The organism is Piscirickettsia salmonis LF-89 = ATCC VR-1361, from assembly GCF_000297215.2.
Taxonomy (GTDB): domain Bacteria; phylum Pseudomonadota; class Gammaproteobacteria; order Piscirickettsiales; family Piscirickettsiaceae; genus Piscirickettsia; species Piscirickettsia salmonis.
This window is the reverse complement of sequence record NZ_AMFF02000008.1, coordinates 1-13,552: the sequence shown is the minus strand read 5'-3', so window position 1 is coordinate 13,552 and position 13,552 is coordinate 1. Positions and strand designations below refer to the sequence as shown.

General features: G+C 43.0%; 16 protein-coding genes. 4 read left to right on the top strand and 12 right to left on the bottom strand.

Annotated elements, in window-relative coordinates; all coding sequences use genetic code 11:
- Positions 1–214: helix-turn-helix domain-containing protein (locus C200_RS00780; RefSeq protein ID WP_033923631.1), on the bottom strand; the 214-nt coding region annotated here is incomplete at its 3' end.
- A gap of 183 nt (positions 215–397) precedes the next feature.
- Here C200_RS00780 and C200_RS00775 point away from each other — a divergent pair.
- Positions 398–628, top strand: a complete 231-nt coding sequence (locus tag C200_RS00775; protein WP_016211980.1) for a hypothetical protein — start codon at positions 398–400, stop codon at positions 626–628.
- A 285-nt stretch (positions 629–913) separates the two neighbouring features.
- A complete protein-coding gene (locus tag C200_RS00770; protein WP_016211978.1) occupies positions 914–2,017 on the top strand; it encodes a hypothetical protein in 1,104 nt (367 codons plus the stop codon).
- Between the two features lie 287 nt (positions 2,018–2,304).
- Here the strand turns inward: C200_RS00770 and lysC are convergent, their stop codons facing one another.
- From lysC to C200_RS14365, 5 genes are read right to left on the bottom strand one after another with little or no spacing between them, the layout of a single operon-like run.
- Positions 2,305–2,724, bottom strand: coding sequence for an Rz1-like lysis system protein LysC (gene lysC / locus C200_RS14120; protein WP_407059566.1), 420 nt, complete (start codon positions 2,722–2,724; stop codon positions 2,305–2,307).
- The gene (locus C200_RS00760) at positions 2,724–3,161 is read right to left on the bottom strand and encodes a C40 family peptidase (protein ID WP_032126909.1); all 438 of its coding nucleotides are present in this window, start codon (positions 3,159–3,161) and stop codon (positions 2,724–2,726) included. The genes lysC and C200_RS00760 overlap by 1 nt, the downstream gene beginning before the upstream one ends.
- Positions 3,161–3,814: a DUF4376 domain-containing protein gene (locus C200_RS00755; RefSeq protein ID WP_027242941.1), complete on the bottom strand. Its 654-nt coding sequence runs from the start codon at positions 3,812–3,814 to the stop codon at positions 3,161–3,163. The genes C200_RS00760 and C200_RS00755 overlap by 1 nt, the downstream gene beginning before the upstream one ends.
- A gap of 11 nt (positions 3,815–3,825) precedes the next feature.
- The gene (locus tag C200_RS00750; RefSeq protein WP_033923630.1) at positions 3,826–4,965 is read right to left on the bottom strand and encodes a gp53-like domain-containing protein; all 1,140 of its coding nucleotides are present in this window, start codon (positions 4,963–4,965) and stop codon (positions 3,826–3,828) included.
- A complete protein-coding gene (locus tag C200_RS14365) occupies positions 4,965–8,252 on the bottom strand; it encodes a host specificity protein J (RefSeq protein WP_016210653.1) in 3,288 nt (1,095 codons plus the stop codon). The genes C200_RS00750 and C200_RS14365 overlap by 1 nt, the downstream gene beginning before the upstream one ends.
- A gap of 93 nt (positions 8,253–8,345) precedes the next feature.
- Here C200_RS14365 and C200_RS00740 point away from each other — a divergent pair, with 93 nt between their 5' ends.
- A complete protein-coding gene (locus tag C200_RS00740) occupies positions 8,346–8,600 on the top strand; it encodes a type II toxin-antitoxin system Phd/YefM family antitoxin (RefSeq protein WP_016210670.1) in 255 nt (84 codons plus the stop codon).
- Positions 8,590–8,877: a type II toxin-antitoxin system RelE family toxin gene (locus C200_RS00735; RefSeq protein WP_016210662.1), complete on the top strand. Its 288-nt coding sequence runs from the start codon at positions 8,590–8,592 to the stop codon at positions 8,875–8,877. The genes C200_RS00740 and C200_RS00735 overlap by 11 nt, the downstream gene beginning before the upstream one ends.
- A 6-nt stretch (positions 8,878–8,883) precedes the next feature.
- On the opposite strand, the gene C200_RS00730 is transcribed toward C200_RS00735, so the two are convergent.
- The 6 genes from C200_RS00730 to C200_RS00705 form a co-directional block, all read right to left on the bottom strand.
- Positions 8,884–9,441, bottom strand: coding sequence for a tail assembly protein (locus C200_RS00730; RefSeq protein ID WP_016210665.1), 558 nt, complete (start codon positions 9,439–9,441; stop codon positions 8,884–8,886).
- Positions 9,431–10,234 carry an NlpC/P60 family protein gene (locus C200_RS00725; protein WP_236611051.1) on the bottom strand — a complete coding sequence of 268 codons (804 nt, stop codon included), beginning with the start codon at positions 10,232–10,234 and terminating at the stop codon, positions 9,431–9,433. The genes C200_RS00730 and C200_RS00725 overlap by 11 nt, the downstream gene beginning before the upstream one ends.
- Positions 10,146–10,817 carry a phage minor tail protein L gene (locus tag C200_RS00720; RefSeq protein ID WP_016210666.1) on the bottom strand — a complete coding sequence of 224 codons (672 nt, stop codon included), beginning with the start codon at positions 10,815–10,817 and terminating at the stop codon, positions 10,146–10,148. Before C200_RS00720 ends, C200_RS00725 begins: the two co-directional genes overlap by 89 nt.
- The gene (locus C200_RS00715) at positions 10,814–11,155 is read right to left on the bottom strand and encodes a phage tail protein (protein WP_016210657.1); all 342 of its coding nucleotides are present in this window, start codon (positions 11,153–11,155) and stop codon (positions 10,814–10,816) included. Before C200_RS00715 ends, C200_RS00720 begins: the two co-directional genes overlap by 4 nt.
- The gene (locus C200_RS00710; RefSeq protein WP_033923629.1) at positions 11,148–13,226 is read right to left on the bottom strand and encodes a hypothetical protein; all 2,079 of its coding nucleotides are present in this window, start codon (positions 13,224–13,226) and stop codon (positions 11,148–11,150) included. The genes C200_RS00715 and C200_RS00710 overlap by 8 nt, the downstream gene beginning before the upstream one ends.
- Positions 13,227–13,229: 3 nt before the next feature.
- A partial coding sequence (locus tag C200_RS00705) for a phage tail assembly protein T (RefSeq protein WP_248782666.1) occupies positions 13,230–13,552 on the bottom strand: 323 nt, incomplete at its 5' end.

Here is a 13,552-nt window from a genome sequence, read left to right as displayed (position 1 = left end):
GCTTAGCGTTAGCTCGTTTTTCTTGTGCACAGCGAGAAGTAAGCCGGTGACAATAAAGACCTTTAAAATCGATTGGGGTGTGCCGTTTAATCTCACGGCTAATCGTGCTAGGAGAAAAGCCAAGTGCTCTAGCAATTGATCTGAGCGAGTCTCCCTCTGATAACCGTTGTTCGATATAAAAACGATCTTTTTCATTTAAGTGCCGATAAACCATCTCTACCCTCTAAGTCAAAAGGCGAACTAGAGAGTTTATCTGTATGAATATGAACTCTCTACTGAGTGTTGCACTTCAGATGACGGAGGGCGCTTAAAACATATTTATTGAATTAGGTTTAATTTTTATCTTTGTTCTGCAAAGATAGTGAACTTTGTAATATTAGAGTGATTTAGTGAATTAATGGGACTAAAAAAAACAACACACAGGAAAAAATCAGGTAAAACGACAGGATACCTGTATACATTTGATTTAATCTACCCAGAAAAGACACTTTGTGTTGAATTTGAAGTAATGCATTCAAATATCTTAAAAGCTAAAGATGCGGTTGAAGAGGTGTTTGATCAATGGGTGGGAGAGCAAGAAGATGGCGCGACAGGCTATGATTACAGCTATAAGACGATTAGGGGTTAATTTATTCTTTCTCATAATAAAAGTCACTTGTGATCCAGCATGTATATGGAGAAAAAATGTAAAGCGGCAAAATATAATCAGCTAGAACTGTAATTCAACTAAGATAATTTATGTCCTTAATATAGGTATAGATTACTGATGGAGAAGGTTATTATTCCTTTTTATTTTTTAAATTTACATTTTTCTCCTCATAAACTTAAATAATACTCATTATTGATCTATTACAAAAAAACGGAATTTTTCCTTTAATAGGAATTAAAAGATTCTATTAAAGGTTATAAATCTATGATAACTCCAGAAGTACTTAAAAATTTTTTGCAGTCAAAAGACCCTGCAGAACTATTACAAGAAACTTATGCAATGTTTAGTGCCTCTCTTATGGAAGAAAAATTTCGGATTGCTGAAGATTTTTTTGATGTTTTATTTGAAGATGGTGAATTTACAGCAGGTATAACTTTAAAAAGTGACCCTGTAGGCAGTAAGTTGCAAAATATCGATTTAAGCGATATTGGGTTAACAGAACAAAGTCAGTTAGCAGAAAGTTTGAGAGTGATGATCAATCAAAACCCTGCACTGAGATATGATGAATCATGTGGATATCAAGATAATGTTCGTAGAAGAGAAGCAGCTTGCCTTTTGGGGTTAGTGGTAGATGGAATTTCAGTGAGAATAGAATCTCATAGAGCCGCACAAAGGGCTGAATTTGAAGAGGCTTCAGGTGTACAAGCTGAGGCTGATCGAGCTAGACAAGCTGAGATTAACAGACGTCGGAGAGGAATAGTAAGAGCTAGGCTTGAGAAGGAAAAACGAAAAGCGGTTAGGAGGAAGGCAGAGAGGTTTGAGGCACGTATTGCTGTAAAAGAAGCATTTGCAAACCGTTCTTCAGAGCCTGTATGTGAAGGTGAGCAGGATAGGCATCAAGCACATGAGATTTTATGTGCACAAGGTCTGCCAAAAGACGATATTCCATTTCATGATGAGCTTCAAGATTATGAATTAGAAGCATTTAAGAAAATTTATAAGGCGCTAGATAAAGCGGAATATCAAGTAACTGGATGGTTAAGGCGTTTGACAGGGCATAAGCATAGTGGTGAGAACGATTTAACTATTGAAAGTATAAATGAACGTTTATCTCAATATCTTGACCCAGAAAAGTCAAGAACTACAAAAGCATTTCAATTAGTACGACAATATGGATGTGAATTAAATGGAAATTTACCTTTATTAAAAGAAATTTATAATTATGCTAGAAGTCATCAAACTTTTAAAATAGGAGAAGACGCTGAATGGACAAAGCAGGAAAATATTCATTTATTCTTTAATCATGCACGAGCTAACACTAGCAGTCGAACCGCTGATATTCAAATGGCTTTAGAGATCGAGCTTTAATTGAAATATTGAAATTTAAAAAATATTTTAACGTGATGCTTTGAAAATTGTTAAGTTTGACCTTAAGTGCTATTTATTAGGCAAAAAGATACTGTTGTTGTGGAAAACTACAATGAACCTCAATAAAGCTATTTTTTTGTCTATATCAAAAAATTTAACAATATAAAAGTGTTTATAATGTAATTATCGCTCGTGGTGCATACGACACAGTAAAAAAGTAGACAGGAATAAGGGTTATAGATCAGTAAGAATAAAGGTATCAGATCATGGTTGCAATTATAAAACGATTAGGGGTTAGTTTGTTCTAAATGATAAAACTCTCGCAAGTGACTAATTTGCATATTGCATTGTTCTAATGATTGGTAATTTTCCACGCCCCAGGTCAGTGCGGCTTTATTGGTTTGTCCTTGGATTTTGGTTGTTTTGCAGTGATTGAGCAGACTGTAGGGCGGACTTGCATTGATGTGACTGTGCGTGATCAACGAGTTCGGCTTGGCATCAGTAAAATAGCGTTGTTGAATCTGTTTAAGGCGCTGCTGTTCTAAATGGAAGGTTTCAGTGTTGTGTTTCCAATTCGTTTGAGCGATTTCATGCTTGAGCTCATACTGGGCACTTTGCCTCATTTCATAACGCCAAACAAAAATAATGACAATGACCAAGACACCACCGACGCCATAGGCCCAAAAACTTTTGATCACGCTATACATCATGCACCTTGTTTGATGAGTGTTATTAGTTCAATCGGGGTAAGGTTCTCACGTTCGGGCAAGCGTAAGCCGCAGCGCTTTAAAATCTGCGCGGCAAACTCAGCGCATTGCCAACCCGTGGGATCTTTTTGCTTAAGACCTAAGCCGGCCCGTATTGCATCAATTAAGCTGTAATCATCGGCTAAGTGCTGAAAAATAAATGCCTCAGCCTCACCGAGTAGCGTAACCAGGGTTTTAATCACCTCATAATCAGCGGGAAGCTTATCGATGGGGATAATGCGCACGCCTTTAAAAATCAGCGCTTCGACAAAAAATAATTGATCATTGATTTTCCAAATCACACCGATATGCGAGTAGGGCGACTCTGTCCACCAGCGTACAATGCTTGAGATCACACTATTGCCACGATAAGCGACGACATCACCGGAGCTAAGCATCAGGCGGCTCCTTGCAAAATGGCTAAGATTTCATCTTGACGGGCGAGCACGTCCCAATTTTGTGCATTCACATCAATGATTGTCTGTGTTGCGGTCACTTGCTGTTCTAAAATACCAGAGTAGGCATAAAGTAGCTCAACGCGATGGGTGATTAAATCCTCAAGTTCTTGCAACTCGGTTAAACTGACGTAATACACCGAATTATCTGATAAAATCCAACCTAATTTATCATTGATTAATACCGTTAAACTGGCCCATTTTCTAATCGAACGCTCAATATTAAACTGCGATTTCTCATTCGTATCAAACTGCATAGTTTTATACGTAATCGGCTGATTCATTTCTCGATTGCGCCGGGCTTTAATTTCTTTGATATTGCTCGCAATGAGGCTTTGAGTGAGGGCTTCGCCGGTGAGTGTTAATGCAACTTGATCATTGTTAATGATGTATTTGCCCGGGGAATTAATAATATTGAGCCACTGGCTTTCTGTAATAGTGATCCAGGGTGTGGGCAGCTCTGAGGTATCAATGTTGATTTCAGTCGGATTACCGGGGACCGGGTATTGAGATACCGGCGGCGCTGCGCTGGTGTATAAGCCGATAATCGCGCCATTCGTATGATTGTAATGTGCATAATAATAGTCTGTGCTCATTATTTCCCCTTTTAATAACCGGTGGCAAAATATGAAAACCCAGCCGCTTGTAAACCTGGGCTAAACATCATCTGAAAGCTCGATTGTGAACGCGAGCACAGTTTAGGTAGCATGTCATTACCGCTGAGTTGATCCGGGTCCAGGGCGGTAATGACCACATTGGTGCAAGCAATGGGGAAAGATACAGGGAAGTTTACGGTAAAGACATTTTCATCGGTGTAAGCTTGGGTAATCGTGTTCCACTGACTCCACACACCGTTTAAGCTCATTGAATAGCCCGAGTTCTCAGAGAGGATTTTGCGCTTGGTGTGATTGATGATGTTGATTGTATTATCCCGCCAATAATGACCATAGCCGATACAGAGCCAGGGCAGGGCAATATACAACACAGTGGTTTCAGTCGGGTTAGCGACAAAAATATTAAAGCCTAAATCACCGCCCGGTCCGCTGGTTTTTGAATGATTATAAAAATTAATATTTTTATTAAAATCCTCACTGGGTAAGGCTTTTTCAGTCAGTGGCCACGGGTCATCTTTAAAACGCACATCCGCGGTGCCGGTGGTTTTGACATGAATTAAGCAGCCACTGGTGACATAGGAGTGTGCTGCAACAAACGCACGTTGATTTAAGCTAAAGCTGCCGCTACCGGCTTGTAAAGTGACTTTCAGCACGCGGCAATCGTAACCGATGCGATTAATATCACTACCAACGAGTTTAAGTAGGTCATACGCTATATATTCATCGCTGTCTTCAGCGGCAGAAGGGCTCGGGGCAATGCGTTCAAACTCAGCACTTAAGGCGGAAGAGTTGTAATAGGTATAAAAATAGCGCGGCAGCGTTCGCTCATCATCCCAGTCACGAAAGGTGCTGTTTAAGTATAAGTTCGGCCCACCGGCATAAGATTGTGCATCCTCATCCGTTGCTAACTGGCTATCAATCGGCCCTTTATTGATCCACTCGGTATTATCAAGACTGCGCTGCCAGAACACTGCATTTTGCGTATCCGCCCAAAACATACAGGCCACCGGGTTACTCGGTGGAGTATCGCCGGCAAAATTGCTTTGATTCGCTAAGATAGAATTGACGATTTTTTCACGACTGACCGCGGGACTTGAGCTAGCAACCACTTCATTAATTTTAAACTCCTGCATTAATGCCCTCCTATGTATAAATCGACTTCGCCTGTTTTTGCTGTGCCGTCTTTATCAAAAATATTGACCGTCGCCTGAGTTAAACTTTTATTGACCTGCACCTGATCCCCCGCCGCGCCGCTTTGAATCGTTGCAATCACAATCACTTTTTGCTGCATCGGTTCTGGAAAAATATACGTAGAACCGGCTGCACTGACTGGAAAATTATCAACGTTATAAATAGTTTCTGGCACATCAAAAGTGCATGTTAATTCTTGCAACTCCGGGGTATATTGCGCATCGAAGCGCTTTAAAATGACTTTAAACCGAGCATAACGAAAGTGTGAAAATGATGCGCTGAGCGGCATAAACTCCGACCAGTTTTGATTGTCATTCGATGTTGAAAATTGAACTTCAAAGCCACAGGATTCCGGTGAGCCGAGCCACGACCAATTATGTTCTAGTGTGTAATGCTCCCACGCCTGTTGCATGTTATCCCATGACAAATCATCATTGCTTTGACTGATTTGCATATCCGCATAGACACGGCAGCGCATGATTTTATCTAGATCATAAACAGCACTCAGGTAGTATCCTTCACTAATATCGGTGGCTAAGGTCCCGCTTTTGGTGTTTTCCCAACTGTCACTATAATCCTCCCAGGGTTGAGTCATGCCGCCCCAAGAATAGTATGAAAATAAGCGAATATAGTTATTATTATTAACGGCGGTATGATAAAACTCGCCTGGCCAATCATTGGCGGCATAATCATATTCTTGAATAATATTTAAGGGCGTTAAATCAGTCAGCTCTAACACACTCGCTTCAGCTGATTTAATCCCCCACTGACTGACCGCCTTAATTAAATAAAAGCCAGGTCTGGCATGGGTTAAATGCAATGTCGTGCTATTAAGTTCTGCAATTAAAATCGAATTTTCCCAAGCGGTGCCGTGCCTGATTTCATAGTGCTTAACATACAGCTCTGGATTTTTCGCCCACTCTAAAACGGCGATTTTATCGCTATACGAGGAGACAAAACGGCTGACATTCTCAGGAATCTGCTGCTCCAGCGATGCGCTACAGCGGTATGTTGAATAATGACTACGTTGCCCAAACCAGCCCATCGCACGTACTCGAAACGTATAGGTTGCACCTGTGCTACTTAACTCAATATGATTTAAATGCGTGGTTTTAACGTCTGAATAATTACCCTCATTGCTGCGCAATTGATACTCGTAATACGCCGCATTTGGATCGCCATCAAAGGCAACAATTAATAAACTCTCAGCAGTTCCGCTGTGATAACTTACGCTTTGTTCAACGCGGTAATTACTCGGTGCTTTTAAGCTTGGAATGACGGTATTTTCTTTGCTGACGCCAAGCGCTCGCTCTTCGTCGATCTTTTGATATTTATCCGGGTCATGGGTAATCGCATTCACGGTATACGTACCGTCGTCTTCTTCGGTAATGGCTGTAATACGCCATTGCTTCGGTGCAGTAAAGTGATACAATACCCAGCGTGCGCCTACATCAGCGATGATGGTACGGTCTACCTCCAGCCTTCTAGACCCGGGTGCACCAATCACTGTATATTCTTCAATCCCTTGCTCCGCTGAAAAAATCATTAAGGTGTTTTGACTGGATAAACTCACCTCACGATCTAAGGTCACCACATTATTATTAACCGCGGTAATGACACCGGCCGCCCCTTGTTCTTGATCCATATTCGGATCAAAGATTTTAATTATATCACTCGGCAGGGAATGAATGTGGTCTTGCGTGGCTTTGTAGCTTATCATGTCACTCTGTGCCTCCGATTGCAGTGCCCAAAGCCCTTGGCGCATCGCTTGAGATCGGGAGGTGCAACCGACCGCAGTAATTTCCAGGCGGCGCTCACCTAAGCGCGCTAAGCGGCTGGCATCCTCCACCACTTCTTGATCAATCGCATAGTTTAGATCCGGATTTCTAAAGGCGACCACACAGACCGAATGCAATTCTTTAATGCTGCTGGTTTGATAATCAAATTGGCCGTTCACTACATCGGTTTGTGTAATCAACATCGACGGCTCGCGTGGGCGGTCTTGACTAAATTGAATCGTCCCCGCCGCATCATAAGCCATCCCCCGAAAAATCGAGGTGAGCTGGGTAATCATGTTGAGCGCTTGGTTTTGATTATTTATCGCTAAATTACAGCAAAACCGCGGTTGCTTGCCGCCACGGCCATCCGGCACCAACTCATCACAATATTGGGCGATGCTATACAACTCCCACTTGTCTACATCAGCATCTACAAGATAATGACCGGCACCATAACGCTCACTCGTCAGTAAATCATAAAATACCCAGGCCGGATTATTTGAATATTCTGTTTTAAAGCTACCATCCCAAATTCCGCTATAAATTCGCGTACTGGGGTCATAATTACTTGGCACTTGAATTTTTAACCCACGAATTAAATAACTGCGCTTGGGCAACTGATTACCAAATTGCGCGGCACTAAATTCGAGGCCAACAACCGCACTGTTGGGGTAGTTAAGTTTTGTATCAATCACATCGGTGATGCTGGTTAAATAAACGGTATTTTGCACCCGACTCGAATCGGCATCTTCAGTGACACGTTCAACTTTTAAGGTGTAGGGATAAGTAAAGCTTGTTGCTTTGTAATAATTATTCGTGATTGCATGTGCACCGGCCCGCTTCCAGCTAAAATACTCATCAAGGTTATCAAGAACAACATCAGAGGTTTCAATGTCTGCAATATAATAGCCAGGGGAGATTTTAATAATAAAAGTCTGTTCAAGTTTACTCGTCGTTTTACCGGTAATTTCATGGTTCACCACCAGCACGTTATTTAAATACATGCGAATATGTACGCTAGAGCCGTTAATATCACCGTTAGTTGCATATTCAGTCAGCGCATCTAAGCCGATTTTTACACGCAGTTCATTGGTTTCTTGACGGCCAACCGTGCGAATCACCGGCTGCTCATGAGTAACTTTGACATTAAAGGCTTCTTCACTGGCCGACTCGGCAAACCCGGGTAAATAATCTTGCGACGGTGTACCGTTATTGCTTTTAAGAGTCACCCCTTCAAAGTTATACGAACCATCAGCATTTTGTAGCGGCGTATCATCAAAATAAACCGACTGGGCGCCATGAGCTAAACCTTCAATCTCGCCTTCACCGAGTAAATCCACTAACGTAACAACAGCATTGGTTGAGAGCGTATTAGGGGCTTCGGTCGGGGTGTGAACACTACCGCCGCCTTTACCGCCACCGCCACCGGCGCCGTGAATAGGATTCGTCATTGAATATTAGATTTTCCTTGAAAAAAGTACATAAAATAGTCTATTATTTATAGTATTAATTTGTACTATATTTAATACAATAGGTTAACTCGTATGAAACAGCTCTACGCACAACAGTCGGTAACCATTACAGAACTTAGAAAAAGCCCAACCAGCGTTATTAATGAAGCCAACGGCGAGCCGGTGGTTATTTTGAATCATAATGCTCCTGCGGCGTACATGGTGCCACCTGAACTTTTTGAAGCCATGCTCGACTCGTATGAAGACCGCCAACTTGAAGGCATAGTCAAAAAACGTTTGAATTCTCCTGATTGTGACTTTATTGATGTCGATGTCGATGACTTATAAATTACAATTTCACAAAGAAGCGTATAAAGAGTGGAAAAAACTAAATCCAACAACTCAGCAACAGTTTCAAAAAGTTTTGAAAAAACGCTTAATTAACCCACATATCCCATCAGCAGTGTGTGGTGGTGATTTAAAAGGCTGCTATAAAATTAAATTAAGAGCGCTCGGTTATCGTTTAATTTATACAGTGAAAGAGGATAAAGTGGTTGTTCAAGTCTTGGCGATTGGTTCCAGAAACCGCTTAGAAGCGTATCGTTTAGCGGCAAGTCGCCTATAGCCATCGTTATAAGGTCTTATACTGACTCGACACTACAGAACTCCCCACCAAGTGCTCGCCATAAATTAAAGGCACCGGCGCCCCGGGCGTGGCAACATTATCGACACCACTAAATAAAGTCGATGCATTCGGGTCGGTGGTACTGTAATCATTATCATAACTCGGCTGAGGGGAGAGCATCGTCAACGCCCCACTGATTACAAGACCTGTACCTGCGGCACTGAGCCCTCCGGCAATTGGCGCCAATGCCGTCCCAACTGAAAAGTAACCGGCAGTAATTAAAGCCGCACCGATTAAAATCTGGGCAAATCCTGAATTCTTCGCACCCTTCGGCTTGGGCACGATATGCAACTCACCACCGGCACAATTTAACTCTAGTTGCTCAATAGTGAGAGATTGGCGTTTTCTAAAAATTGCCCACTCACCGGATTGAATAATTTTTTTAAATTCGGGTAACTGTGTTGATAAGGCATAGAGTGCTTCACGGGCGTGATGAATGTTTAGCTCAAAAAAAGAGCCGCAAATGCGGCCCAAACGTCCATGCAAATAAATTTTAGTTTTCATAACGAACCACCTTTGCAATGCGTTTTTGCCATTCACTCAACATTTCTCGCCGGCTTAAGTTGTCACAAACATGATGTAAAATCATCCCGGGCAAGCTGACAGTATTGTGGTCTTCTTTCAGTCGACAATCTTCACCCAAATAAATCGCCCCATGATTAATGCAGGTGGTGCGACCAACGCGCATCAATAACACATCACCGCGGCAAAGTGAGGTGGCTTTATCCACTTCAATAAAACCGGCCTCGGTAAAATAACGCTCATATAAATTATATTTTTCGATTTCCCACCATGAACGTTGCCGCGGAAAATCAGGCAAAAAAATCTTTTTTTCAACGGCATAAAAATCACGGATCAACGAATAGCAATCAAAAACACCATGCAAAAAGGGACGCTCGAGTAATTGTTGTGTGAATAACTGCTCACCAAAAACAATGGCATCGGTCACTGCATGCTGGTTGAGTGCAACAATCCCCCACAATAATCCGGTGTCACGTTGACTGACCATATCCGCTAATGACGGCTCAACACTGCCGTCGGGGTGGGAATGCATCAGTATCGTACCGCTTGGGGTATCAATGAGTTGAGCGGGGTCTATGCAAAAATTCTCTTCGGGTGTGGTGGATAAATTAGGGCAAGGCATAAAGTGATCTGCCGGTAAAATCAGCCCGACGGCTTCCCTGGGATATTGCTCGAGCGCGTAGGCTTTAAAATGGTTTAATGCCCTCGAAGCCTTCAAAGGGTAAAGCGTGTCCATTGCCGAAGCGCGCCATGCAGTCTGAAAGTTTTTTACCACATTGATCCTTTGTTTTATCAGTCGTTTGTTGTCCAAATTCGTTGTAATACTGAGCTGCGGCATAAGGGCAGCTGCCGGCGATCCAGGCTTGTTGTTCTTCATCCCATTGGCGATATATTTTGGAGCATGAGGCGAGCTGGGTGCGCCTAGGTAGTTTTAAATCACTCGGTAATTTACTGCCCAACTCAAAGGTAATGGTTAAATTGTTATGCTGGGATTTGCGTTCAATCACATAGACTTGTTCGGGCAAGGTGGCACTGGCATCCGGGTCGCTGTGGCCGTCTAAATGCCTAACGTAGGTCATCACCCGACGAATTAACGCACCGCGCAAATTATCATGGGCTTTTAAAAGGGGTAACAAAATAGGTTTTACATTGCCGAGCACAATCGAGGGCGTCGGCTGGTGAATCGTTGTACGTTCAAAACCATCCGTTTTTAACGGAATCGGCTGATACTCCACCCCGCCAAAGCGTACGGCTTGATTACCATCCGGACTGTTACAAAAGTGATATTTTATTGAAGACTGTAAAGGCGTTAAATCAAGGGTAAATAGATAAATCTTGGCAGACTCGACTAAGCTCATACTGGGTTAAAATCCTCCTCAAAACGTAAAACCACCGTCCAATAATTGTGTTGTAAGTTCGCTTGCCACTCAGAACAAATGATTTGAAAGTAGCGTTTTTCTCCGGGGTGATACCATAAAAACGGTTCTAATCCGGCTCTATCTGCAATAAAACTAATGATACTGTCTTTTTCTATCTCACTAAGTCCTACAAAACTCACAGTAAAATAATGGCGCAGTGTATTTAGACCATCGGCTTCGCGCTGCACATAACCATCGCCGAGCGGCGTTATACGCAGGCGTGGCTTAAGCTTATCCATAGCGATTTTTGTTGGTAAAAGACTGGGAAAATTAAGCATTCAATAACTTTTGTTTTTTTAATTTAAAGATTTGATCATTAACAATATGTTTAATCGTTGTTACGACCTCCTGGCTGACTTGCTCGCCATCGGCGCCGCTGGCATTGATTGTCGGGGCAATGGTAATGTTATTTTGCACTTGATTTGATATCACCGTTTGCCCGAGTTGATGATTGGGTGTGACAAATCCGGCTTTTTTACCGGTCATTAAGTAGTCTTTACCACCGCTACTAAAGAGTTCGGCGCCGTGTTCATTGACACGATACAATTGTCCTGCGGCAACGCTTCCCCCGGAGGCTTTCGCCCCTGCCGCAGTAGCGCCACCACTAAACCATGAGGCAAAACTGCTGCCACCCACCGAACCGATAACGCCACCTAAAATACTTTTAAAAATGCCACGGGAGGCCATTGATAAGGCTTCGGCGGCCATGTCATTGAGCATTGAGCTAAAAGCATCTGAAACAGTGGCCGTGCCTTTGACCACCCCGGCAAAGGCATTACTAAAACTGCCTTCCATATTGCCGGCGAACTCTTTCGCTTGGTGGCCGACGCCATTCAATTCTTTTGCTTGCTTTTGAGCTAGATCCTTTAATTTAGTATTTTTTTGAACTTCAATTTTTTCTAATAATTTTATCCGCTCTTCTGAACCTTCACGGGTGGCGTCTAAAATAATGCGTTTTTGCTTGTCATACGAATGCTTAATGGCTTCTTCTTCAGAAAGTAAGCGCTCTTTTAAGCTATCAAGTTGCTTTTGATTGTCCTGAGCGCGTAGTGAGGCACCCATCAGCGCGGATTTTTCTGGCTGTGATGCTCTTATTTTTTCATCTAAGGCCGCGGCTTTTTGCTCAATCTCATCAAAATAAGCATCAACGCTTTCAGTGGGTCGTTTTGAAAATAGAGTTTGATAAAGTTGTGCGAGCTTTTGATTGACATTATTCGCGCTTTCTTCTGCGATGTTTAATCCGGAGGTATCGAGGGTAAAACGTTCGGAGACACTGGCTTTCATGCGCGCTATGGATTGACCAAGGCGCTCAAATTTATTACCAACGATAGGTAATATGGCTCCGGCTTCTGCTATTTTTTGATATTGAGAGAGAGCGAAATTAATCCCCTCGCCCATTTTTTGATAGAGCCAACTTAACCCCTGAGCAATTGCAGTTAGGGATTGAATGGCCATATTTTTCATCACCGCAAAGCCTGCGCTAATAATATCAAGGCCGACGTTGATGTAATGCACACCATCACCAACGATAGCAAAGGACTTAGCTACAATACGAAACCCACTGAGTACATTACTGCTAAAACTACTTGCTGCGGTGCCGGCGTTAGTAAAACGTGTGGTTAAATCCTCAATAATCGGCGCAAAGGTAATCGCGAGCTGGTGACTGACTCCAACAAACAATTGACGCATTTTATATGCTGCATCATTCGCGGCCTCAACTTTTGCCGCATCAATGCGATTAATCGCAATGCCGAGCCGTGCCGCTTCACTGGCGGCTTGGTCTAACCCTTCAGCCCCTAAAGCTAAAGTATTAACGAGGCTCACCCCTTCCGAATCAAACAGCTTAAACGCTAAACGCACTTTATCCGACTGGCCTTCGACATTTTCCATCGCTCGCGCGACTTCTTTAAAGGCGGCATCTGGGGAGAGTTGATTTAAGTGCTCAGCATCTAGTCCTAATTCAACCAAGGCTTTGCGTGCTTCACCCGTGCCTGCCGCCGCTTCAGATAAGCGCCGCGTCATCCGTTGTAAGCCCATATCGAGTTTATTTTGTGAAACGCCGGTCAGCTCTGCGGCATGGCGTAAGCTCGCCAGTGCTTCAGTGGTGACCCCGAGCTTGTCCGAGGTTTTGGCGAGTAAATCAATCGAGTCACTGGACTTACTAATCATCACCGCTACAGCCCCCGTTGCTGCGGTGGAAACGGCGGCAAAGGCCAGCGTTGTATTTTTCAGATTACGCTGCACTTTTTTAGAAAAGTTCTTGCTGGCAAGTTCTGCTTTGGTTAAAGATTTAACGAGTTGAGCGGAATTTGCACTTAAATTAACAACGAGAGAACCGATTGTTGCCATCGCTTACTGCCTTTTTGCAATTGCGGATAAAATAGCGGCCATGTCTGTCGCGCTTTGTGTTTTTTTCTCATCACCAGCGCTATAGTTCGGCATAAAATCATTAGGGGTAAATAGTGTTTTATCTTTGCGCTGCAAGGGTCCATTCACAACCGCGCTCACCATTAAAGCGGTGCGATGGTCGTCTTTTTCCACGCCAAACGGTTCCAGTGAGTAATACGCCAGCCACTCATTAAATTCAGAAAGACTAAGTTCCTGTGAGAGCTGATTCACCGTTTTGCCTAGCGCTAAAGCTAAACGAAATAAAAACCGTCGCTCATGATCATGAG